25 protein-coding genes are annotated in these 20,884 nt (G+C 69.6%); 16 read left to right on the top strand and 9 right to left on the bottom strand.

Annotation, left to right across the window (positions count from 1 at the left end):
- Window positions 1-14: 14 nt before the first annotated feature.
- On the bottom strand, window positions 15-476 hold the full coding sequence (locus ABZ420_RS12520; protein ID WP_040866021.1) for a hypothetical protein: 462 nt from the start codon (window positions 474-476) through the stop codon (window positions 15-17).
- 285 nt (window positions 477-761) lie between these two features.
- Window positions 762-1,280: a nuclear transport factor 2 family protein gene (locus ABZ420_RS12515; protein WP_357120882.1), complete on the bottom strand. Its 519-nt coding sequence runs from the start codon at window positions 1,278-1,280 to the stop codon at window positions 762-764.
- Window positions 1,281-1,379: 99 nt separating this feature from the next.
- On the opposite strand from ABZ420_RS12515, the gene ABZ420_RS12510 reads away from it, so the two are divergent.
- The 5 genes from ABZ420_RS12510 to hisI all read left to right on the top strand — a co-directional run bounded on the left by ABZ420_RS12510 (window position 1,380) and on the right by hisI (window position 4,614).
- Window positions 1,380-1,841 (top strand): MarR family transcriptional regulator, encoded by a 462-nt coding sequence (locus ABZ420_RS12510; protein WP_357120879.1) that lies wholly within the window; start codon window positions 1,380-1,382, stop codon window positions 1,839-1,841.
- A 63-nt stretch (window positions 1,842-1,904) separates the two neighbouring features.
- A complete protein-coding gene (gene priA, locus ABZ420_RS12505; RefSeq protein ID WP_062970890.1) occupies window positions 1,905-2,636 on the top strand; it encodes a bifunctional 1-(5-phosphoribosyl)-5-((5-phosphoribosylamino)methylideneamino)imidazole-4-carboxamide isomerase/phosphoribosylanthranilate isomerase PriA in 732 nt (243 codons plus the stop codon).
- Complete coding sequence (locus ABZ420_RS12500; protein ID WP_357120876.1) at window positions 2,633-3,448, top strand: inositol monophosphatase; 816 nt, start codon at window positions 2,633-2,635, stop codon at window positions 3,446-3,448. The genes priA and ABZ420_RS12500 overlap by 4 nt, the downstream gene beginning before the upstream one ends.
- Before the next feature lie 4 nt (window positions 3,449-3,452).
- Entirely contained in the window at window positions 3,453-4,226 is a 774-nt protein-coding gene (gene hisF, locus ABZ420_RS12495; RefSeq protein WP_357120873.1) for an imidazole glycerol phosphate synthase subunit HisF, read from the top strand.
- Between the two features lie 40 nt (window positions 4,227-4,266).
- Window positions 4,267-4,614 (top strand): phosphoribosyl-AMP cyclohydrolase, encoded by a 348-nt coding sequence (gene hisI, locus ABZ420_RS12490; RefSeq protein WP_357120870.1) that lies wholly within the window; start codon window positions 4,267-4,269, stop codon window positions 4,612-4,614.
- Window positions 4,615-4,626: 12 nt separating this feature from the next.
- On the opposite strand, the gene ABZ420_RS12485 is transcribed toward hisI, so the two are convergent.
- The 4 genes from ABZ420_RS12485 to ABZ420_RS12470 form a co-directional block, all read right to left on the bottom strand.
- On the bottom strand, window positions 4,627-5,085 hold the full coding sequence (locus ABZ420_RS12485; protein ID WP_357121070.1) for a MarR family transcriptional regulator: 459 nt from the start codon (window positions 5,083-5,085) through the stop codon (window positions 4,627-4,629).
- Window positions 5,086-5,286: 201 nt separating this feature from the next.
- Window positions 5,287-5,841 carry a permease gene (locus ABZ420_RS12480; protein WP_357120867.1) on the bottom strand — a complete coding sequence of 185 codons (555 nt, stop codon included), beginning with the start codon at window positions 5,839-5,841 and terminating at the stop codon, window positions 5,287-5,289.
- 63 nt (window positions 5,842-5,904) lie between these two features.
- Window positions 5,905-6,360: a peroxiredoxin gene (locus tag ABZ420_RS12475; protein ID WP_357120864.1), complete on the bottom strand. Its 456-nt coding sequence runs from the start codon at window positions 6,358-6,360 to the stop codon at window positions 5,905-5,907.
- 153 nt (window positions 6,361-6,513) lie between these two features.
- On the bottom strand, window positions 6,514-6,825 hold the full coding sequence (locus ABZ420_RS12470) for a hypothetical protein (protein ID WP_357120861.1): 312 nt from the start codon (window positions 6,823-6,825) through the stop codon (window positions 6,514-6,516).
- Window positions 6,826-7,014: 189 nt separating this feature from the next.
- On the opposite strand from ABZ420_RS12470, the gene ABZ420_RS12465 reads away from it, so the two are divergent.
- From ABZ420_RS12465 to ABZ420_RS12415, 11 genes are all read left to right on the top strand, one after another.
- Complete coding sequence (locus tag ABZ420_RS12465; RefSeq protein WP_357120858.1) at window positions 7,015-8,580, top strand: anthranilate synthase component I; 1,566 nt, start codon at window positions 7,015-7,017, stop codon at window positions 8,578-8,580.
- Window positions 8,577-9,401 (top strand): TIGR02234 family membrane protein, encoded by an 825-nt coding sequence (locus tag ABZ420_RS12460; protein ID WP_357120855.1) that lies wholly within the window; start codon window positions 8,577-8,579, stop codon window positions 9,399-9,401. The genes ABZ420_RS12465 and ABZ420_RS12460 overlap by 4 nt, the downstream gene beginning before the upstream one ends.
- 183 nt (window positions 9,402-9,584) lie before the next feature.
- Window positions 9,585-10,403 (top strand): indole-3-glycerol phosphate synthase TrpC, encoded by an 819-nt coding sequence (gene trpC / locus ABZ420_RS12455; RefSeq protein ID WP_062970871.1) that lies wholly within the window; start codon window positions 9,585-9,587, stop codon window positions 10,401-10,403.
- The gene (gene trpB / locus ABZ420_RS12450) at window positions 10,400-11,668 is read left to right on the top strand and encodes a tryptophan synthase subunit beta (RefSeq protein WP_357041668.1); all 1,269 of its coding nucleotides are present in this window, start codon (window positions 10,400-10,402) and stop codon (window positions 11,666-11,668) included. Before trpC ends, trpB begins: the two co-directional genes overlap by 4 nt.
- Entirely contained in the window at window positions 11,665-12,465 is an 801-nt protein-coding gene (gene trpA, locus ABZ420_RS12445; protein ID WP_357041671.1) for a tryptophan synthase subunit alpha, read from the top strand. Before trpB ends, trpA begins: the two co-directional genes overlap by 4 nt.
- 368 nt (window positions 12,466-12,833) lie before the next feature.
- Window positions 12,834-13,982: a prolipoprotein diacylglyceryl transferase gene (lgt, locus tag ABZ420_RS12440; protein WP_357120852.1), complete on the top strand. Its 1,149-nt coding sequence runs from the start codon at window positions 12,834-12,836 to the stop codon at window positions 13,980-13,982.
- A gap of 250 nt (window positions 13,983-14,232) precedes the next feature.
- Window positions 14,233-14,766: a TM2 domain-containing protein gene (locus tag ABZ420_RS12435; RefSeq protein ID WP_040866035.1), complete on the top strand. Its 534-nt coding sequence runs from the start codon at window positions 14,233-14,235 to the stop codon at window positions 14,764-14,766.
- 179 nt (window positions 14,767-14,945) lie between these two features.
- Complete coding sequence (locus ABZ420_RS12430; protein ID WP_357120849.1) at window positions 14,946-15,698, top strand: amino acid ABC transporter substrate-binding protein; 753 nt, start codon at window positions 14,946-14,948, stop codon at window positions 15,696-15,698.
- A gap of 12 nt (window positions 15,699-15,710) precedes the next feature.
- Window positions 15,711-16,379 carry an amino acid ABC transporter permease gene (locus ABZ420_RS12425; RefSeq protein WP_357120846.1) on the top strand — a complete coding sequence of 223 codons (669 nt, stop codon included), beginning with the start codon at window positions 15,711-15,713 and terminating at the stop codon, window positions 16,377-16,379.
- Between the two features lie 103 nt (window positions 16,380-16,482).
- The gene (pyk, locus tag ABZ420_RS12420) at window positions 16,483-17,901 is read left to right on the top strand and encodes a pyruvate kinase (RefSeq protein ID WP_357120843.1); all 1,419 of its coding nucleotides are present in this window, start codon (window positions 16,483-16,485) and stop codon (window positions 17,899-17,901) included.
- Complete coding sequence (locus tag ABZ420_RS12415; RefSeq protein WP_357120840.1) at window positions 17,901-18,815, top strand: acyl-CoA thioesterase II; 915 nt, start codon at window positions 17,901-17,903, stop codon at window positions 18,813-18,815. The genes pyk and ABZ420_RS12415 overlap by 1 nt, the downstream gene beginning before the upstream one ends.
- On the opposite strand, the gene ABZ420_RS12410 is transcribed toward ABZ420_RS12415, so the two are convergent.
- From ABZ420_RS12410 to ABZ420_RS12400, 3 genes are all read right to left on the bottom strand, one after another.
- Window positions 18,812-19,237 (bottom strand): hypothetical protein, encoded by a 426-nt coding sequence (locus tag ABZ420_RS12410; protein ID WP_357120837.1) that lies wholly within the window; start codon window positions 19,235-19,237, stop codon window positions 18,812-18,814. The genes ABZ420_RS12415 and ABZ420_RS12410 overlap by 4 nt on opposite strands.
- A gap of 156 nt (window positions 19,238-19,393) precedes the next feature.
- Window positions 19,394-20,014, bottom strand: a complete 621-nt coding sequence (locus ABZ420_RS12405) for a low molecular weight phosphatase family protein (RefSeq protein WP_357120834.1) — start codon at window positions 20,012-20,014, stop codon at window positions 19,394-19,396.
- Window positions 20,015-20,204: 190 nt separating this feature from the next.
- A complete protein-coding gene (locus ABZ420_RS12400) occupies window positions 20,205-20,489 on the bottom strand; it encodes a DUF4188 domain-containing protein (protein ID WP_357121067.1) in 285 nt (94 codons plus the stop codon).
- Window positions 20,490-20,884: the final 395 nt, after the last annotated feature.

The raw sequence follows: 20,884 nt of genomic DNA, 5'->3' as shown, positions 1-20,884 counted from the left end.
GACCGCCGCTGCGGTCAGTGCTTGCGGACCTTGCTGACCAGCCAGCGTCCGTCGACGTTGTCCACCGTCACGGTCATCGCCATGCGGCTGGTCTGCGGCAGACCGTCGGTCTCATCGCTGGTCACCGTCCGCACCACGTCGACGTCCACCTCGGCCCGGTTGTCGTCGCCGGAGACGATGCGGCAGTCGGCCGAGTTGGCCTCGGCGCGGATGTGCGCGGCCTCGGCACTGGATTGGATGTTGGCGCGGAAGTTCTCGAACTCGGCGCGGAACTCTCCGGTGCTGAGGTCGAGCATCCGGCGGGTGTGTTCGCCGAACCGCGCGTAGTCGTAGGTCGCCGCGGCGGAGCCGAATTCGCATCCCGCCAAGCGCGCCTCCTCGGGCGCGGCGGCGTTGGCGGCGGGTGCGGCGACGAAGGCCGCGAAGCAGGCTGCTGCCGAAAGCGACAAGGCGGCAGCGATTTCAGATCGTGACATGCACTTCCTCGGTGCGGAAGGGAAGCGGCGACCGGGGATGATCACCGAGCGGAGACGATACCGTCCGCGGCCCGTGCCGCGGCGATCCCAACTGCTGCCGACGCCCGGGCTGCCGGCTGGGGGCATACGCCGACTCGTCTCTGGGCTCGCTCCGGATCCGCGAGTGACCGTCCGGTCCTGCGGTCGACGGGGGCGGTGATCAACGGCTACGCCGTGCGGCGCGGGCTGGGCACAGTACGCGTTGCTCGTCCTCGCCTGTCACCGCACGCGCGCTCGACGCACCGATCAAGGACGCGTGCCGGTGGACCAGATCGGGGTGGTCCGCACCCGGGACAGGCGCCAGCCGTCGGTGGTGCGGACCGCGTCGAAACGGTAGACCTCGCCGAGGGTGTACTGCGGCCGCGGAATCGTCCCGTCGGAGGAGGCGGGTGCGAAAGTGGCGATCAAGTTGGCCCGCACGTCGGCCGCGCCGCCGCGCAGATCGATCAGCACGTTGCCGATCACGTGCTGAATGCGTTTGTCCTCGCCGTGGTTGCGGCTCGCCTGGGCGATCAGCGCGTCGCGCCCCTCGGCCGTGCCGCCGGGCGTCTTCGCGGTCGCGTCCGGGGTGTAGATCGCCCGCAGTTCCTCGAAGCGGCCCTCGTCCAAGGCGCGGCCGAGCCGGTCGACCAGAGCGGTGATCTGCCCGCGGTCCAGCATCTCGCGCACCTCCGGCGTGGGGGTCGCGGCGGCGGAGGCGCAGGCGGCGGTCAGGGCGGCCAGCGGGAGAACGAGCAGGGGGAGGGCCGAGCGAATCTTGCGCATCGAAGTCGCCTTCCGGACGGAACGTTGGCCTGTCCAACGTTGGTGACTCCAACGTAACAGATCGTGGGTGCTGCCAACAAATCTTGTTAGAGTGGCCGCATGGACATCGCGCACGAAGACGCCGCGGGGCGGCTCCGCGTCCTGCCCACCAGGCTGGTCAATCAGGTCGCGCTGGTGGCGAATCGGGCGACCGAGCGGGCGCTGGAGCCCACCGGCTCCCGGCGGCACCATTACGCGCTGCTGGCCACGCTCGGTGAGTTCGGTCCGGCCAGCCAGGCGGAGCTGGGCAGGCGTACCCGTATCGACCGCAGTGACGTGGTCGCGGCGGTGAACGATCTCGCCGCGCGCGGGCTGGTCGAGCGCAACCCCGACGCCGCCGACCGACGCCGCAACATCGTCACGCTCACCGCGGCGGGCGCGCGCCACCTCGACGATCTCGACGAGCGCCTGAAGGTCGCCCAGGACGAATTGCTCGCGGGCTTCTCCGAGCGCGATCGGCAGACCCTGGTCACGCTGCTGACCCGCATCCTGGACGCGCACGCGCCAGGCCCGCCGCGGTGATCGACGTCCCATCCGCCCAGGCCCTGCACTCGGACGCGGCCGGGTAACCACTAGGCTGCTCTCGTGAGTCTTGTGCTGCTACCCGCCGTCGATGTCGCCAACGGAGAGGCTGTGCGCCTCGTGCAAGGAGAGGCCGGCAGCGAAACCAGCTACGGCTCGCCTCGCGAGGCGGCGCTGGCCTGGCAGGAAGCCGGCGCGGAATGGGTGCATCTGGTCGACCTGGACGCGGCGTTCGGGCGCGGCTCGAATCGGGAATTGCTGGCGGGCGTGGTCGGTGAGCTCGACGTCAAGGTGGAACTGTCCGGTGGCATCCGCGACGACGAAAGCCTGGAGGCGGCCTTGTCCACCGGCTGCGCCCGGGTGAATCTCGGCACCGCCGCGCTGGAGGACCCGGTCTGGTGCGCGAAGGCCATCGCCCGGCACGGCGAGCGCATCGCGGTCGGCCTCGATGTGCGCATCATCGACGGCGAGTACCGGCTCCGCGGCCGCGGCTGGGTCAGCGACGGCGGCGATCTGTGGGAGGTGCTCGAGCGCCTGGAGCGCGACGGCTGCTCGCGTTACGTGGTGACCGACGTGACCAAGGACGGCACGCTCACCGGCCCGAACCTTGACCTGCTGCGCGAGGTCTGCGCGGCCACCGACGCACCCGTCATCGCCTCCGGCGGGGTGTCCACCATCGCGGACCTGGTCGCGATCGCCGAACTCGTGCCCGACGGCGTCGAGGGGTCGATCGTCGGCAAGGCGCTCTACGCGGGCCGGTTCACCCTGCCCGAGGCGCTGGCCGCGGTGAGATGACCCAGGAACTGTCGAACCTGCTCGCGGCGGCGAGCGAGGTCCTGGATTCGGTGTGTTCGCGGTTCGTCGAGGGTATCGGCGCGCCGAGCGCGGTCGAGAAGGGCCGCAACGATTTCGCCACGGAACTCGACCTGGAGCTGGAGCGCACCGTCTCCGCCGAGTTGCTGCGCCGCACCGGGATCGAGGTGCACGGCGAGGAGTTCGGCGGACCGCAGCTCGCCTCCGGCACCGCGTGGGTGCTCGACCCGATCGACGGGACGTTCAACTACTCCTCCGGGCATCCGCTCTCGGGCATGCTGCTCGCGCTGGTCCGCGACGGGGAGCCGGTGCTGGGACTGACCTGGCTGCCGCTGCTCGGCCGCCGCTACGCCGCCATGGCCGGGGGCCCCGTGCTGCTGGACGGGCAGCCGCTGCCGCCGCTGCCGCGCGGGAAACTCGCCGAGGCCATGATCGGTTTCGGCGCGTTCAACGTGGACGCGCACGGCCGCATCCCCGGACAATTCCGCTTCGACCTGCTCGGACCGCTGAGCAGGCTGTCCTCCCGGGTGCGCATGCACGGCTCGACCGGCATCGATCTGGCATTCACCGCCTCCGGGGTGCTCGGCGGCGCGATCGTGTTCGGGCACCATCCCTGGGACAATGCGGCGGGCGTCGCCCTGGTGCGCGCGGCGGGTGGCGTGGTCACCGACCTGGTGGGCAGGCCGTGGACCATCTCCTCCGGCTCCGTGCTCGCGGCCGCGCCCGGCGTGCACGAGGAACTGCTCGACATGATCTGCACGGTCGCCGATCCGGCGGCCGCGGAGGAAGGGTGAGGCAATGACGTTGGCCGTACGGGTGATCCCGTGTCTGGACGTCGACGCGGGACGGGTGGTCAAGGGCGTCAACTTCGAGAACCTGCGCGACGCGGGCGATCCCGTCGAACTGGCCGCCCTCTACGACGCGCAGGGCGCCGACGAGCTGACCTTCCTGGATGTGACCGCCTCCACCGGTGATCGCGGCACGATGATCGACGTGGTGACCCGCACCGCCGAACAGATCTTCATCCCGCTCACCGTCGGCGGCGGGGTGCGCACGGTCGAGGACGTGGACCGCCTGCTGCGCGCGGGCGCGGACAAGGTCTCGGTGAACACCGCCGCGATCGCGCGGCCGGAGGTGCTGCGCGAGATGTCCGAGCGCTTCGGCTCCCAGTGCATCGTGCTGTCGGTGGACGCGCGCACCGTGCCGGACGGGCAGCCGGAGACGCCCTCCGGCTGGGAGGTCACCACGCACGGCGGCAAACGCGGCACCGGCATCGACGCCGTCGAATGGGCGGTGCGCGGCGCCGAACTCGGCGTCGGCGAGATCCTGCTCAACTCCATGGACGCCGACGGAACCAAGGCCGGTTTCGACCTGCCGATGATCCGTGCCGTGCGGGAGGCCGTGACGGTCCCGGTGATCGCCAGCGGGGGAGCGGGCGCGGTCGAGCACTTCGCCCCGGCTGTGCACGCGGGCGCCGACGCAGTGCTCGCGGCCAGCGTGTTCCACTTCGGCGATCTCACCATCGGCCAGGTCAAGGATTCGATGCGGGCGGAGAAGATCGTCATCCGGTAGCGGTCGGGCGGAAATCGGCGCCCCCTGTTATAACGGTGCCATGAGTCTCGATCCCGCTATCGCCGCCCGTCTCAAGCGCAACGACGCCGGGCTGGTCTCGGCCGTCGCGCAGGAACGCGCCACCGGTGACGTGCTGATGGTCGCGTGGATGGACGACGAGGCGCTGGCGCGCACGCTGGAAACCCGTAAGGCGACGTACTATTCGCGCTCCCGTCGGCAGTACTGGGTCAAAGGGGAGACTTCCGGCCACACCCAGTACGTGCACGAAGTGCGGCTCGACTGTGACGGCGACACGATCCTGCTGGTCGTCGATCAAGAGGGGGCGGCCTGCCACACCGGCACGCACACCTGCTTCGACTCGGATGTGCTCCTGGCCCCGCGATCCTGAGCAGGCGCCGGGCTAGCCGCCGTTCGGGCGTCGGTCGTCCGTCGCCGGGATGAGTCCGCCGAGCTGGTCGAGTTGGTCGAGCGCGTCGACGAGCCGCTCGGCCAGCAGTTCGCCCAGTTCGGCGGCCTGGGCTTTCTGCGCGTCGTCCAAGCCGTCGAAGACCAGGTGCCGCACGGCCGCCAGATATCCGGGCGCGGCTTCGACGACCTTCAGGTACCCGTCGTCGGTGAGCACGGCGTGCACGCCGCGCCGTCCCGCGGTTGCCGAGCGCTGTGCCCAGCCCATCCGCTCCAGCTTGGAAACCACGTGTGACAAGCGCGATAGCGATGCATTTGCCTTGTGGGCAAGCTCACTCATCTGCAACCGGTGGCCCGGTTCCTCCGACAACAGGGTCAGTACCCAGTACTCGAAATGCGTCACGCCGGACTCGCGCTGGAGTTGGGTGTCCAGGGCCCCTGGCAGTCGCGTCATCAGCGCCACGATCGCACGCCAAGCGCGTTGTTCGACCGGGTCGAGCCACTTCGTCACTGTGTGCCTTCTTTCAAGCCAAGTGACGTGGTTTCGTTCGTTGTCCTAGTGATTGTCGAGAAGCTTGTGCACAGTCACCCGCGACAACGAGTTTGCCACGACTTCGCTCGACCGTCATAAAGATGCTGCATGACGTGAGTTCACTCACACACCGCTCGAGGGCGTCTCCTCGGCCTTCGGTCGGGGCGGGTGCGTGCGGCGCCACCGGCGCAGCAGCAACAGCGCGACCGCGAGCAGGAGCAGCAGTGCCGCGACGACGGCACCGGTGAGCGCGGCGCCACGGAAGGCGGGCGCGTCGACATCCAGGATCCGTTCGCCCGCGTGGGCGGCGCTGCTATTGCCGAGCACGATGGTCAGCGTCATCAGGTTGGGCAGCGCGAACAGGATGGCGACGACCCCGGCCGCACCGGCGAGAAACTTGCCGGCCTTGCGCCGCCACACCAGCACGGCGAACAGCAGCAGGAAAAGGGTGACGATGGTGCAGATCCCGCCGAAGAACAGGCCCCAGCCGATGCCCTTGGCGAAACTACCGTGCACCATCGATCCCACCCGCTGCGCCCACCAGCGGGGGATGAACGCGGACAGGATGAAGTAGAGAACGACGAGGACGGCCAGCAGCACAGCGCCGCCGATGATCCGGGTGCGCCAGACCGCTGCGGTGGGTTTGCCCTCGCCGGGCTGGACCTCGGTCGAAGTCATGGATCCAGCCTAGGCCGCACCACGGCCCGGCAGCGGCTGCGCGGCCGCGGCGCGCCGCGCGGACTACCTGGTGCGCAGGTAGTTCAGGGCTTCGTCGGCGTGCACCGCGGCGCGCAACTCGCCGGTGATGATCTTGCGAATGGTGCGGTCTGTGTCGATGACGAACGTTTGCCGCTTCACCGGCGCGAGTTTGCCGAGCAGTCCGCGCTTCACGCCGAACTGCGCGGCGACGGCGCCGTCGGCGTCGGAGAGCAACGGATAACCGAGACGCTGCTTGTCGGCGAACCCGGCCTGGGTGTCGACGTCGTCGGTGCTGATGCCGACGCAGGTGGCGCCGAGTGCGGCGAACTCGGCGGCGAGGTCACGGAAATGACAGGCCTCGGCCGTGCACACGGGCGTATTGGCGGCGGGATAGAAGAAGAGGACCAGGGGGCCGTCCGCCAGCAGCGCGTCTAGCGAGCGGGGGGTGCCGGACTGATCGGGAAGCTCGAAAGCGGGGGCGAGCTGTCCTTGCTGCATAGCCGGAAAGCCTACCGGGCGCTTGATTGAATCGGGTATCCCGCTCTCCGGCGGCGGTCGGGGAAACCACGCTCCGTTGCTCGTGCCCGTCGAGGCGCCGCCCGCGCTCCGATCGCCGCGCCGGTGGCCGGGCACGAGCCGAGGGTGTGGCGGCTACGCGCCGATGAGCGCTGCCACCTCAGGGTTTTTGATCGCCATCACATCGAGGATGCCGTGGGCTCGCAGGAACGGCCGAAGCTCTCTGATGCGGTGGCTGTGGACGGCGTATTCGTCGGGAAAACAATTCTTGTCCAGGGACTCCAGTGCTTTGACGTAGGTGACGAAGGACGCGAGCGCGTTGCTCGGAGCACCCTGAGGGTGGGCCGGATGGCCGGTGGCCCCTTGGCGCGGGGCGTGCGGGCGCGGGACGCTGTGGTTCGGGATGTGCCGAGGACCCTCGGGCGCTACCGATTGCGAGGGGTACATCAGTTTGTCTCCTCTCGAGATGGATACCGCATGCGACGTGGAACGCCGCGAGTGTAGTGAGCGCCGCCACACCTTCGGCGGCCGCGTGAGAACCGGACGGTCGACCTGATTTGTCGCGTTTGTCGCGTCCGCCCCCATGTCACCGGCACCGCTCACCGGTCGATCGGCCCGGCCTGGGATGATGAGTGCATGCCAGGCGCGTCCACTCCCACCACCACGACCCGCGAACAGTTCCATCAACTGGCCGCGGAGCACCGGGTGGTCCCGGTGACCCGAAAGGTCTTGGCGGACTCCGAGACTCCGCTGTCGGCCTACCGCAAACTCGCGGCCGACCGTGCGGGCACCTTCTTGTTCGAGTCCGCCGAGAACGGCCGGTCGTGGTCGCGCTGGTCGTTCATCGGCGCGGGGAGCCCGTCGGCGCTGACCGTGGTGAACGGCGAGGCGGCCTGGCTGGGCAGCGTCCCGGCCGACGCGCCCTCCGGCGGCGATCCGCTGGTCGCGCTGCGCGAGACGCTGGAACTGCTGCGCACCGAGCGCTTGCCCGGCCTGCCGCCGCTGACCGGCGGCATGGTCGGGTACCTCGGCTACGACGCGGTGCGCCGGATGGAGCGGCTGCCCAGCCTGGCGCTGGACGACTTGCGGCTGCCGGAGATGGTCCTGCTGCTCGCCACCGACCTGGCCGCGTTCGACCACCACGAGGGCGCCATCACGCTGATCGCCAACGCGGTCAACTGGAACGGCACCGCCGAGCGCGTCGACGAGGCCTACGACGACGCGGTGGCCCGGCTGGACCGGATGACCGCCGCGCTCGGCGCGCCCGCCGAATCCACCGTGTCGGTCTTCGACCAGCCCGAGCCGCGGTACCGGCGCAGGCGCACCACCGAGGAGTTCGGTGCGGGCGTGCGCCGCCTGGTCAAGGAGATCGAGGCCGGCGAGGCGTTCCAGGTGGTGCTTTCCCAGCGTTTCGAGATGGACTACGACGGGACGCCGATCGACCTGTACCGGATGCTGCGCGCGTCCAATCCCAGCCCGTACATGTATCTGCTGCACATCCCGGACGGCCAGGGCGGCACCGCGTTCTCCATCGTCGGCTCCAGCCCGGAATCGCTGGTCACCGTGAAAGACGGTGTGGCGACGACCCATCCGATCGCGGGTACCCGCTGGCGGGGCAGCACCGAGGAGGAGGACCTGCTGCTGGAGAAGGGCCTGCTCGCCGACGAGAAGGAGAACGCCGAGCACCTCATGCTCGTCGACCTCGGCCGCAACGACCTGGGCCGGGTGTGCGAGCCGGGCACCGTGCGGGTCACCGAGTACCGGCACATCGAGCGCTACAGCCATGTCATGCACCTGGTGTCCACGGTGTCGGGCCGGTTGGCGCCCGGCCGGATCGCGCTGGACGCGGTGCGGGCGTGCTTCCCGGCGGGCACCCTGTCCGGTGCGCCCAAGGTGCGCGCGATGGAATTGATCGAGGAACTCGAACCGACCCGGCGCGGCGTCTACGGCGGCGTCGTCGGGTACCTGGACTTCGCCGGTGACGCCGATACCGCCATCGCCATCCGCACCGCGCTGCTGAAGGACGGCACGGCCTACGTGCAGGCGGGCGCGGGCGTGGTCGCGGACTCGAATCCCGAATACGAGGACGTGGAGTCGCGTAACAAGGCGATGGCGGTGCTGAAGGCGGTCGCGGCGGCCGGAACGGTACGGGCCTACGGCGCGGAGCCGGAGCCGGATGTGGCGGACGGTGGATCGCTATGACAGCTGCCCACCCCGAAGGCGAACCCGGCCCGGCGCGGGAGTCCGCCCCGGAGACCGGCGGGCCGGAAGCCGGTCCAGCCGCACCGGATTCCGCCGCACGCGCCGATCCGCCGGGCACGGGAAGCGAGTCGCGCCGGAGATACCCCGTGGCCCCGGTCGCGCTGCTCGCCGTCGCCGCCGCCGCGCTGTGGGCGTCGTCCCGGATGACCTGGGTGACGGTCAGCTCTTCCGACGGCCTCACCCAGCCCCGCACCGATCATCTCGACGGCGGGGTGTGGTTCGGCGCGCTCACGCCGCTGGCGCTGGTGCTGCTCGCCTCGATCGCGGCCGTGCTGGCCACCAGGGGCTGGCTGCGGCGCGTGGTCGGCGTGCTGATCGCGTTGGTCGCGGCGGTGGCCGCGGTGCCCGCGTTCGCGCTGCTGACCGATTCCGGCAAGATCACCGAGCGGGCCGCGACACTCGCCGAACTCCCGGCGCGCGCCCAGGTGGAGACGGCGACCACGTCGGCGTTCCCGGCCGTGCTCGCGCTGCTCGGCGCGCTCGCCGCGTTCGGCGCGGGCGCGCTGCTGGCCCGGATGCCCGCCGAGGCGGCCCGGATGTCCGGCAAGTACGACAACCCGGTCTTCCGGCGCGCCGACGCCACCGCGGAGGTCGCGCAGCGGCGCGCGCAATCCCCGGACGATGTGTCCTCGCCCCAGCTGTCCGAGCGCGTGCTGTGGGACGCGCTGGACGCCGGGACCGACCCGACCGACGAGCCCGCCGCCGGGCCGTCGGGTCCGGCGGACCCGGAGCACGGTGAGGCGGACCGACGTGGCCGCTGAGCTGTTCCCGCGCGGCAGGTGTGGCGGGTACCACCTTGCGCGGAACCCTTCCGCATGGTTGAACCCGAGCCCCGGCGCATCCGCGCCCGGTAGGTCCATTTATTCTTTGTCAGCATCGGTGAGACAGCGCCTGGGGGGATTCTCAGGTAGCAAGTCCGTCTCCCCAGAAAGGATTCGAGCCAGATGACGGTACTCGACTCGATTCTCGACGGGGTCCGCGCGGATGTGGCCGCTCGGGAAGCCCTTCTCGACTTCCAGGCGGTCAAGGCGGCCGCCGCCGCCGCGCCCGCGCCGCTGGACGCCCGCGCGGCGCTGCTCGAGGACGGCATCGGCGTGATCGCCGAGGTCAAGCGGGCAAGCCCGTCCAAGGGCGAGCTGGCGGACATCCCGGACCCGGCGAGCCTGGCCAAGTCCTACGAGGACGGCGGCGCGCGGATCATCAGCGTGCTCACCGAGGGCCGCCGCTTCAACGGGTCGCTCGACGACCTGGACGCGGTCCGCGCCACGGTGAACATCCCGATCCTGCGCAAGGACTTCGTCGTCGGCCCCTACCAGATCCACGAGGCGCGCGCGCACGGCGCGGACGTCATCCTGCTGATCGTCGCGGCACTGGAGCAGGACGTGCTGTCCTCCCTGATCGACCGCACCGAGTCGCTCGGCATGACCGCGCTGGTCGAGGTGCACACCGAGGAGGAGGCCGACCGCGCGCTGGAGGCGGGCGCGTCGGTGATCGGGGTGAACGCCCGCAACCTCAAGACGCTCGAGGTCGACCGCGACGTGTTCGCGCGGATCGCGCCCGGACTGCCCACCGAGGTGATCCGGATCGCCGAATCCGGCATCCGCGGCACCGCCGACCTGCTGGCCTACGCGGGCGCGGGCGCGGACGCCGTTCTCGTCGGCGAGGGCTTGGTGACCAGTGGCGACCCCCGCGCGGCGGTCTCGGAACTGGTGACCGCGGGCACCCACCCGTCCTGCCCGAAGCCGGCACGGCGGGGCCGGTGACCGGCGTGGCAGCGGTACCACAGGCCAGTGACGGCGTCGCCCAGCGCAGCGGCCACGAGCCCGACGTGGGCGGGCATTTCGGCGTCTACGGCGGCAGGCACGTCCCCGAGGCCCTGATGGCCGTCATCGAGGAGGTGACCGCCGAATACGAGAAGTCCCGGATCGACGAGTCCTTCCTCAACGAGCTGGACCGGTTACAGCGTGACTACACCGGGCGCCCGTCGCCGGTGTTCGAGTGCACGCGGCTGGCGGAGCACGCGGGCGGCGCGCGCATCCTGCTCAAGCGCGAAGACCTGAACCACACCGGCTCGCACAAGATCAACAACGTGCTCGGCCAGGCGCTGCTCGCCAAGCGGATGGGCAAGACCAGGGTGATCGCGGAGACCGGCGCGGGCCAGCACGGCGTCGCCACGGCGACCGCCTGCGCGCTGCTCGGCCTGGACTGCGTCGTCTACATGGGCGCGGTCGACACCGCCCGCCAGGCGCTGAACGTGGCGCGCATGCGCCTGCTCGGCGCCGAGGTGATCTCGGTGACCTCCGGTTCGCAGACCCTCAAGGACGCCATCAACGAGGCGCTGCGCGACTGGGTGACCAACGCCGACGACACCTACTACTGCTTCGGCACCGCCGCGGGCCCGCACCCGTTCCCGATGCTGGTGCGCGATTTCCAGCGCATCATCGGCATGGAGGCTCGCGCCCAGGTGCAGGCCGCCACCGGCGGGCTGCCCGACGCGGTCGTCGCCTGCGTCGGCGGCGGATCGAATGCCATCGGCATCTTCCACGCGTTCCTCGACGACGCCGACGTCCGGCTGATCGGCTACGAAGCGGCCGGTGACGGCGTCGACACCGGCAGGCACGCGGCCACCTTCACCGGCGGCACGCCAGGAGCGTTCCAGGGCGCCTACTCGTACCTGCTGCAGGACGAGGACGGCCAGACCATCGAGTCGCATTCGATCTCGGCGGGCCTGGACTATCCGGGTGTCGGCCCGGAGCACGCCTACCTCAAGGACGTGGGCCGCGCCGAGTACCGGCCGATCACCGACACCGAGGCGATGGACGCGCTGCTGCTGCTCAGCCGCACCGAGGGCATCATCCCCGCGATCGAGTCGGCGCACGCGGTGGCAGGCGCGCTGCAACTGGGCAAGGAACTCGGCCCCGGCGCGGTCATCCTGGTGAACCTCTCGGGCCGCGGTGACAAGGACATGGACACGGCAGCGCGGTGGTTCGGGCTGTTCGACGACGAGCCGAAGGAGGAGGGCCGGTGAGCCAGCAGTCCCGCTTGGCGAACACCTTCGCCGCCTGCCGCGCCGAAGGGCGCGCGGCGCTGATCGGCTACCTGCCCGCAGGCTACCCCGATCTGGCCGGTTCGATCGAGGTCGTGCGCGCCATGGTCGACGCGGGATGCGACATCATCGAGGTCGGCGTGGCCTACTCCGATCCGGTGATGGACGGCCCGACCATCCAGGCCGCCGCTGAGCAGGCGCTGCGCGGCGGCGTGCGGGTGCGCGACGTGTTCACGGTGGTCGAGGCGATCACCGGCGCGGGCGGCAAGGCCGTCGTGATGAGCTACTGGAACCCCGTGCTCAAGTACGGCGTGGATCGCTTCGCGCGGGATCTGGCCGCCGCGGGCGGCGCGGGCATCATCACCCCGAATCTGATTCCGGAGGAGGCCGACGACTGGTTCGTCGCCTCGTCCACGCACAACCTGGACCGCATCTTCCTGGTCGCGCCGTCGTCCACCGAGGAGCGCCTGGTGAAAACGCTCGAGGCCAGCCGTGGCTTCGTCTACGCGGCCTCGACCATGGGCGTCACCGGCGCGCGGGACGTGGTGTCCTCGGCCGCGCCCGCCCTGTGCGCGCGGATCCGGACGCACTCCGACATCCCGATCGGCGTCGGGCTCGGCGTCCGCTCGGGCGAGCAGGCCGCCGAGATCGCGTCCTTCGCCGATGGCGTGATCGTCGGCTCGGCGCTGGTGAGCGCGGCGGGACAGGGTCTCGATGCCGTCCGGGCACTGACGGCGGAACTCGCCGAAGGCGTGCGCTCGGCCACCGTGGCGTCCTAGGAAGGCGGTTCGGCCGGGCGGCGAAATCGGCCCGCCCCCGCCGCTGTACCCACGCAGATGGGGTAACGCACCCCGGCGGCCTGCCCCTGGTCGGCCTCGTCCCGTGGTGCCCTGGTCGCCGCTGCGACACGAGACCAGCGATCCAGTCCGGCCAACCGGACGCGCACGAGCCGGTGCACCGGATGGCGTGACTCCTGTCGGGGACGTGCAAGTCACGGGAGTGCGCCTGGCCGCGCTCGCCGCAACGGCAGGGTTCTCGCTGCCCTACCGGTGGCTGGGGCGTCCGGGCGTCGCGACGGCGCGCCTCAGCACGACAAGGGCGGTGCGGTGGTGGCGTGGCGGCCGAGCTTCTCCGCTACGGTGACCCCGTGACGTTACGAGTCCTCGCAGACAGTGTCCTGGCCGACGGCGGCGTCAGCGGCGCCCTGCTGGCCTACATCCCCAGCCCCGCGCGGGGCGTGTGGCAGCTCGGGCCGTTCCCGCTGCGGGCGTATGCCCTGTGCATCATCCTCGGCATCGTCGTCGCGATCTGGTGGGGCGAACGGCGCTGGCGCGCACGCGGCGGGCAGCCCGGCGCGATCCTGGACGTCGCGATGTTCGCGGTGCCGTTCGGTCTGGTCGGCGGCAGGCTCTACCACGTGGCCACCGACTGGCAGAAGTACTTCGGCGCGGACGGGAATCCGGTCGACGCGCTGAAGATCTACCAAGGCGGGCTCGGCATCTGGGGCGCGGTGCTGCTCGGCGGCATCGGGGCGTGGATCGGCTGCCGGGTGTACCGGATCCCGTTGCCGGCCCTGGGCGACGCGGTCGCCCCGCCGATCCTGCTCGCCCAGGCCATCGGCAGGCTCGGCAACTACTTCAACCAGGAACTGTACGGCCGCGAGACCGACCTGCCCTGGGGCTTGGAGATCTACCGGCGGGTGGGCGACGACGGCAGGCTCGACATGATGAACGGCGCCTCCACCGGCGTGGTCGACAAGATCGTGCATCCCACCTTCCTGTACGAACTGCTGTGGAACGTGCTCGTCGTCGTGCTGCTGGTGTTCGTGGACAAGCGTTTCCGGATCGGGCACGGCCGCCTGTTCGCGCTGTACGTCGCCGGTTACTGCTTCGGCCGGTTCTTCATCGAGCTGATGCGCGCCGACGAGGCGACGAAGATCGCGGGCATCCGGATCAATTCGTTCACCTCCGCCGTCGTATTCCTTGCCGCGATCGCCTACTTCGTGTTCGCGACGAAGGGCCGCGAAACGCCCGAGCAGTTGCAACCCGGCGCGAGCCCGCGGCCGTGGCCGTGGCAGATCCGCGCCCTGCGCGCCGCCGTGGCTGCGCCCGGAAAGTCCGCGCCGACCGGCGAATCCACGACCGGCATCGATGCACCGACGTCCGAGAGCGCGGTGTCCGATGCCGAGTCCGGCTCGGCGGAGCCGGGCGGGCAGCAGGCGGGCGAGACCGACGAGTCTTCCCGGACCGCCTCGGAGAAGGCCGATTCGGAAAAGTCGGCCTCCGAAAAGAACTGATCGCCCGGTACGGCCGGGACGGCGAACGGCACGGTTCTCGACTCGACCCGGCATCGTGGGCGCAGAACCGCCCCGGCGGCAACGTTCGGGCGATCCGTCGCGATAACTGTGCGCGGGGCCGAATGCCACCGGGGCGACAACCAGGTCGATCCCCGTGACAATGGCTCGTGATCGTCGCGAAACGGCAGTTCGGCGATTCAGCAGGACGGGGGCCGACCAAAGGGTGCCCGCACGACCGAGGAGGACCTGAGTGACCGACCCTTACCAGCAGAATCCGGAAACCGGTGGCCCGCAGTACGGCCCGCCCGGCACGGGTCCCGATCTGACCAAGCGGCTGGACGCGCAGAACCAGCCGCAGTACAGCGCCCCGTCGGACCCCTACGGTCAGCCGCAGTACAGCGCGCCGTCGGACCCCTACGGTCAGCCCCAGTACGGACAGCCCGTCGATCCCTACGGTCAACAGCCAGGGGGCTACCCGGCCGCCCCCTACCCGGTCGGGCCGCAGGGCTACAACCCCAACGACCCGGAGGCGCCTTGGGGCCGTGACCCTTTCGGTGTACCGCTGTCGGACAAGCAGAAGCTCGTCGCGGGGCTCCTGCAGATCTTCCTGGGCAGTTTCGGCGTCGGCCGCTTCTACCTCGGATACACCGGCCTGGGCGTAGCTCAGCTGGTCGTCGGCATCCTCACCTGCTTCACCGTCGGCTGGATCTGGGGCATCGTCGACGGCGTCCTGATGCTCACCGGCAAGGTGCCGGACAGCAACGGCCGCCCACTGCGCGACTGATCACGGCGGAACCGGCAGGCGGGAGCGGGGTGCCCGCCTTCCGGTCGACGCGGGTGACAGCGCTGCGCAACTCTTCCGCGCACCATGATCGCGATACTGTCGCTCGCGGCGGTCCGGGCGTAGCATGACCGGATTCGCGTGCCGTGTGTGGAGCTTCACGCACCGAAGAGAGGAATTCCGTGCGCCGTAAGTTGTTCGCCGCCGCCGTGCTCGCCGTCCTCGCCGCCACCGGACTGACCGCGTGCGGCGGGAGCGACCCGAACGTGCTGAAGGTCGGTACCGAGGGCACCTACACCCCGTTCAGCTACCAGGGCTCCGACGGCAAGCTCACCGGCTACGACGTCGAGGTGATCCAGGCGGTCGGTGACAAACTCGGCAAGAAGGTCGAATTCGTGCAGACGCCGTGGGACGCCATCTTCGCAGGCCTGGAGTCCAAGCGCTTCGATCTGGTGGCCAATCAGGTGACCGTGAACGACGAGCGCACGGCGAAATACGCGCTGTCGGCGCCCTACACCACCTCGGCGGGCGTGATCGTCACCCGCGCCGACAACAACGCCGTCACCGGGCTCGCCGACCTCGCCGGGAAGACCTGCGCGCAGTCGGCCACCAGCAACTGGAGCAAGGTCGCCACCGACGCGGGCGCGAAGGTCGAGGCCGTGGAGGGCTTCGTGCAGGCCATCCAGCTGCTGAAGAACGGCCGCGTGGACGCCACCGTCAACGACAACCTGGCCGTCGCCGAGTACACCAGGAAGACCGGTGACACCAGCGTGAAGATCGCCGCCCGGACCGGATCGGTGAGCAAGCAGGCGTTCGCTGCGCGCAAGGGTGACGCGCTGATCACCGACGTGGACAACGCGCTGAACCAGCTGCGCGCCGACGGCACGCTGGCGAAGATCTCCGAGAAGTATTTCGGGACCGACGTCAGCCAGTAGCCGACATCGTTCATGGACGCCGCCACCCGGAATCTCATCTGGCACAACCTGTGGCCGATGCTGCAGGCCACCCTCACCAAGACCCTGCCGCTCACCGCGATCAGCTTCGCCATCGGCCTGGCGCTCGCGCTGTTCGTCGCGCTGGCCAGGATGTCGCCGGTGTGGCCGCTGTCGGCGGCGGCCCGCTGCTACATCTCGATCATTCGCGGCACACCGCTGCTGGTGCAGTTGTTCATCGTGTTCTATGCGCTGCCGCAGTTCGGCATCGTGATCGATCCGTTTCCCGCCGCGGTCATCGCGTTCGGTCTCAACGTCGGCGGCTACGCGGCCGAAGTGGTGCGGGCCGCCATCCTGAGCGTCGCGGCGGGGCAATGGGAGGCGGCGCAGGCGCTCGGTATGTCGTATCCCTTGATGCTGCGGCAGATCATCCTGCCGCAGGCCGCGCGCATCGCCGTACCGCCACTGTCGAATACGCTGATCTCGCTGGTGAAGGACACCTCGCTGGCCTCGACCATCCTGGTGACCGAGCTGCTACGCGTCGCCCAGCTCGCCGCCGCGCCGACGTTCGATTTCTTCGCGCTCTACGGGGTCGCGGCGCTGTACTACTGGGTGATCTGCCTGATCCTCGGGTTCGGGCAGACCCGGCTGGAAACGAGGTTGGCCCGTCATGTCGCCCGATGAGTATCCGTTTGTACCTGCCGTGTGGCTGTCGTTCATATTTTTCACCAAGGTTTCACCGTGGCCACGGCGGGACCTGCCCACCGAGCGGGACTAGGCTCTACTCGTGATGCGACGGACGAAGATTGTGTGCACGCTCGGCCCGGCCACTGCCACCGAGGACCGTATCCGCGAACTCGTCGAGAGCGGCATGGACGTGGCTCGGCTGAACTTCAGCCACGGCGAGCACAGCGACCATGCCGAGAACTACAAGAAGGTGCGTCAGGCAGCCGACCACCTCGGCCGGGCGGTCGGCATTCTCGCCGACCTGCAGGGTCCCAAGATCCGCCTGGGGCGCTTCCTGGAAGGCAAAACCGTCTGGGCGACGGGCGAAGAGGTCCGCATCACCGTCGACGACGTCGACGGGACCCACGACCGCGTGTCCACCACCTACAAAGAGCTGGCGCAGGACGCCAAGGCCGGCGACCGCCTGCTGGTCGACGACGGCAAGGTGGGACTCACCGTCACTCGTGTCGACGGTAACGACGTGGTCTGCCGGGTCACCGAGGGCGGCCCGGTCTCCAACAACAAAGGCGTCTCGCTGCCGGGCATGGACGTGTCGGTACCCGCGCTGTCGCAGAAGGACATCGAGGACCTGGAATTCGCGCTGAAGCTCGGGGTGGACTTCATCGCGCTGTCGTTCGTGCGGTCCCCGTCCGACGTCGAGCTGGTGCACGACGTGATGGACCGGGTGGGCCGCCGGGTACCGGTGATCGGCAAGCTGGAGAAGCCGGAGGCGATCGACAACCTGGAGGCCGTGGTGCTGGCCTTCGACGCGGTGATGGTCGCGCGCGGCGACCTCGGTGTAGAACTGCCGCTCGAGCAGGTGCCGATCGTGCAGAAGCGTGCCATCCAGATGGCCCGGGAGAACGCCAAGCCGGTCATCGTGGCCACGCAGATGCTGGAATCGATGATCGAGAACAGTCGCCCCACCCGCGCCGAGGCCTCGGACGTGGCGAACGCGGTGCTCGACGGCGCCGACGCGGTGATGCTGTCGGGCGAGACCTCGGTGGGCAAGTACCCGATCGAGACGGTGCGCACGATGGCGCGCATCGTGCACGCGGTGGAGACCGAATCGACCAGGGTGCCGCCGCTGACCCACGTGCCGCGCACCAAGCGCGGTGTGATCTCCTACGCCGCCCGTGACATCGGCGAGCGGCTCAACGCCAAGGCGCTGGTCGCGTTCACCCAGTCGGGTGACACGGTGCGCCGCCTGGCCCGGCTGCACACTCCGCTGCCGCTGCTGGCGTTCACGCCGCTGCCGGAGGTGCGCAGTCAGCTGGCGCTGACCTGGGGCACCGAGACCTTCATCGTGCCAACGGTCGACAGCACCGACGCCATGATCCACCAGGTGGATGTAGCACTTCTGTCGATGGACCGATACCAGAAGGGTGACCTGGTGGTCATCGTCGCCGGGTCGCCGCCCGGTACCGTCGGTTCCACCAACCTGATCCACGTTCACCGAATCGGTGAGGAGGACCACTAGTGAGTGCTTCCCTGAGCAGCCCCGTCGACATCGCGGATTCACACGCGCCGCGCTCCGATCTGGATGTGCTGCTCGGCCTGCTCGATCTCGAGCAGGTGGACGAGGACGTGTTCGTCGGCCAGCACCCGGAGAAGGTGTGGAGCCGGACCTTCGGCGGTCAGCTCGTCTCGCAGGCCATCATCGCGGCGGGCCGGACGGTCGGTGACCGTCCGGTGCACGCCGTCAACGCGCATTTCGTGCGCGGCGGCGATGTGAAGAAGCCGATCGAGTACCGGGTGGACCGGCATCGCGACGGTCGCGCGTTCGCCAACCGCACGGTGACCGCCAGCCAGGACGGCCAGGAGCTGTTCGTGATGCTCGCCGCGTTCCAGGATTGGGGCACGGGGCTCGAGCACGCGCACGCCCAGCCGGACGTACCGGATCCGGAGACGTTGCCGCGGGTGGAGGAGAGCTTCGAAGGCTTGGAGGACAAGCTGGAGATGTTCGTCAAGGCGCCGCATCCGATCGACATGCGCTACACCAACGATCCGGCCTGGATTCTCAAGGGCACCGGGGAGCGGCTCAACCACAACCGCGTGTGGATGCGCGCGGACGGCAGGTTGCCCGACGACCCGCTGATCCATGTGGCGACGCTTGGCTATTCGTCCGACACCACGGTGCTGGACTCGATCATCACCACCCACGGGCTGTCGTGGGGTCTGGACCGCATCGTCGCGGCCACGGTCAACCACTCGATCTGGTTCCACCGCCCGTTCCGTTTCGACGAGTGGGCGCTGTACTGCACCGAGTCACCGGTAGCCGCGGGCTCTCGTGGCCTCGCGACCGGCCGCTTCTACTCCCGCAGCGGCGATCTGCTGGCCACCACGGTGCAAGAGGGGCTCATCCGCCACTTCCCGCCGCGGCGTCAGGACTAGAGCAGTTCACGGTCGCGATCGATGTCCAGATCGACATCGGTGCGTTGCGATGCGCGGATCGAGACCGGGATCCCGCCTCCCGGCTCGGTTCGCGCCAGCCCCGAGACGGCGTGCAGCAGTTCATGTTCCAATGCGGCCATGTGGGCGTCGGTGAGCTGATCGGGTGCGCCGACCAAACTGAGCGCGATTTCGTAGGTGTCGCGGTTGCCGGAAAATCCGCCGGGCGAATCCGCGCGGCAGCTGCTCTCGAGCGCCAGGTGGGCCGGGTCGTCGGCGTCGACCGGCAAGGTGAAGCGCCAGGCGAATACGTCACGGTCGGCGAGGTGGTCGTCGACCACCTCGCGCACGGTGTCGACGACGCGTTCGAGTATTTCCGGTGTCACATAAACATGGAGCGAAACATCCGAAATGCGTTTCGGCATGTCTGATTCCTGTCCTGTGTCGACGCAGCAACGGCGGAGAATGGTGTCCGGCGGGAGTTTAGTGCGTCGGGGAGGGAAAAGAACACAGCCGCGTGGTAACAGGTTGATACGCGGTGTATCCGGGCGCGTTGACCAGTGCGGTCGTCGCCGCGGCGGTCACCGGATGCGCTGGGCGGCGAGGAAGGTCGCCAGCGGCGCAGGCGCGCCACCCGGACGGATCACCAGTCCCCGGCGCTCGTCGTGGGGCCAGCGCGGCTGCTCGTGCGGGGCGAGCGCCAGCAGCAGCGGCACGAGCGCCTCGGCGATTCGATCGCCGACGTCGCAGAAAGCCTGGGCGGACAGCCCCACCGGGTCGGCGATGTTCTCCCGGCCGACCAGCGACAGGTCGTTGCGCGCGCGGTGCAATTCGGCGACCGTACGCGCGCCGGTGACGTGCGCGATGCGGTGGGCCTCCAGCAGCGTGAAGGTGCGCGCGCCCGCGCCGAAGGCCAAGTCGATCGCGTGCTCGCGAATCTGCTCGGTCATCGTGAGGACCAGGTCGGCCTTATCGATCATCTCCGGCTTCAGGCGACGGGCCCGGAAGTTGCTCGCGTCCGCGCCGAGCCCGGTGATGGTCTGCGCGGCGAGCGGCTCGACCGGAAATCCGACCAAGGCACGGGTGCCGGCGCTTTCGGCGGTGAGATAGGGGAGATCGTGTTCGACCGCGAGGGCGCGAGTGAGCCGCTCGGCGATCACCGACCGGCAAACATTGCCGTTGCAGACGAACAGGACGTGCATATAGAACACGATAAACGGCAGGGAGGCTAGCAGACGGTCCCAAGTCGTTGGTCCCACATGTGGGAACAACATATTCATCTGCCCGTAGCGCGCCGTACACGAAGCGCGCCGCTTTCGGCCACCGGCCTGCGACGTGCGTCACTCCGAAGAGCCGTGCGGTGCGATTCTATTCATGGCTGTACCCCGGGGCTCACGCGCTCAAACGCTGCTTTGTGATTTCCTTGTGATATGACAGCCGGGGCGGACTACTCGGATTCGCCGCTGTAGTAGATGGATTCGGGCACTTCTGCCACCAGTCCCGATGTGGCGCCGTCCGGGTCCATGCTTCGAGGCTGTCCAGATCGCGCCAGTACTGCCGCGCGCCCCGTTGCGGCGGGAACAGCGCCCACACGACGTCTTCGTGCAGCAACAACCCGTCCGGCCGATCTTTGTGCGAGCGATGGAGTTCGGGCCCCAGCCCGAGCAGCCGCAGCATCCCCCTCGGCCGCCGGCCCCGCATGCCGATGAGATGACCACCAGATCCGGAGCGGAACTCCGGTTACTCGTGACCGCGCCGCCGCGTCGTCGATCACCCACCGCCGAAATGCGACCCGATGGAGCCGCGTTCCAACCGAGGCGCCGGGCCCGGCGAGCGGGCTCAAAGCGACGGTGCGAAGGGATCCACCGATCGGCGGGCCGGACGCGTGGAATCCAGGGAATCGGCTGCTGCCGTAACACCACCTATTTCAGCGACGGACTCCACCCGGATCCGGCATCGGCGGCGGGTATTACCCGGCCGGGGGACTCGGCGGCCGCTGATGCACAGGAGGTGGAGGCTGCATCGGAGTACGGGGCCGCCCCCCGCTCTCGCCACTTCTGTTCGCGGAGGCC

The sequence above is a fragment of the Nocardia sp. NPDC005745 genome (assembly GCF_040630775.1).
In the GTDB taxonomy this organism is placed as follows: domain Bacteria; phylum Actinomycetota; class Actinomycetes; order Mycobacteriales; family Mycobacteriaceae; genus Nocardia.
The sequence above is the reverse complement of the archived record's forward strand: the minus strand, read 5'-3'. Positions and strand labels throughout refer to the sequence as shown.

Coding starts and splice junctions, on each gene's coding strand:
- ABZ420_RS12405 (WP_357120834.1), bottom strand. CDS start 20,014: ATGCACGTCCTGTTCGTCTGCAACGGCAATGTTTGCCGGTCGGTGATC.
- ABZ420_RS12485 (WP_357121070.1), bottom strand. CDS start 5,085: ATGACGCGACTGCCAGGGGCCCTGGACACCCAACTCCAGCGCGAGTCC.
- ABZ420_RS12460 (WP_357120855.1), top strand. CDS start 8,577: ATGACAGCTGCCCACCCCGAAGGCGAACCCGGCCCGGCGCGGGAGTCC.
- ABZ420_RS12515 (WP_357120882.1), bottom strand. CDS start 1,280: ATGCGCAAGATTCGCTCGGCCCTCCCCCTGCTCGTTCTCCCGCTGGCC.
- ABZ420_RS12425 (WP_357120846.1), top strand. CDS start 15,711: ATGGACGCCGCCACCCGGAATCTCATCTGGCACAACCTGTGGCCGATG.
- ABZ420_RS12465 (WP_357120858.1), top strand. CDS start 7,015: ATGCCAGGCGCGTCCACTCCCACCACCACGACCCGCGAACAGTTCCAT.
- ABZ420_RS12520 (WP_040866021.1), bottom strand. CDS start 476: ATGTCACGATCTGAAATCGCTGCCGCCTTGTCGCTTTCGGCAGCAGCC.
- ABZ420_RS12410 (WP_357120837.1), bottom strand. CDS start 19,237: ATGCCGAAACGCATTTCGGATGTTTCGCTCCATGTTTATGTGACACCG.
- ABZ420_RS12475 (WP_357120864.1), bottom strand. CDS start 6,360: ATGCAGCAAGGACAGCTCGCCCCCGCTTTCGAGCTTCCCGATCAGTCC.
- ABZ420_RS12400 (WP_357121067.1), bottom strand. CDS start 20,489: ATGCTGCGGCTGCTCGGGCTGGGGCCCGAACTCCATCGCTCGCACAAA.
- ABZ420_RS12510 (WP_357120879.1), top strand. CDS start 1,380: ATGGACATCGCGCACGAAGACGCCGCGGGGCGGCTCCGCGTCCTGCCC.
- ABZ420_RS12470 (WP_357120861.1), bottom strand. CDS start 6,825: ATGTACCCCTCGCAATCGGTAGCGCCCGAGGGTCCTCGGCACATCCCG.
- trpC (WP_062970871.1), top strand. CDS start 9,585: ATGACGGTACTCGACTCGATTCTCGACGGGGTCCGCGCGGATGTGGCC.
- ABZ420_RS12480 (WP_357120867.1), bottom strand. CDS start 5,841: ATGACTTCGACCGAGGTCCAGCCCGGCGAGGGCAAACCCACCGCAGCG.
- hisI (WP_357120870.1), top strand. CDS start 4,267: ATGAGTCTCGATCCCGCTATCGCCGCCCGTCTCAAGCGCAACGACGCC.
- hisF (WP_357120873.1), top strand. CDS start 3,453: ATGACGTTGGCCGTACGGGTGATCCCGTGTCTGGACGTCGACGCGGGA.
- ABZ420_RS12500 (WP_357120876.1), top strand. CDS start 2,633: ATGACCCAGGAACTGTCGAACCTGCTCGCGGCGGCGAGCGAGGTCCTG.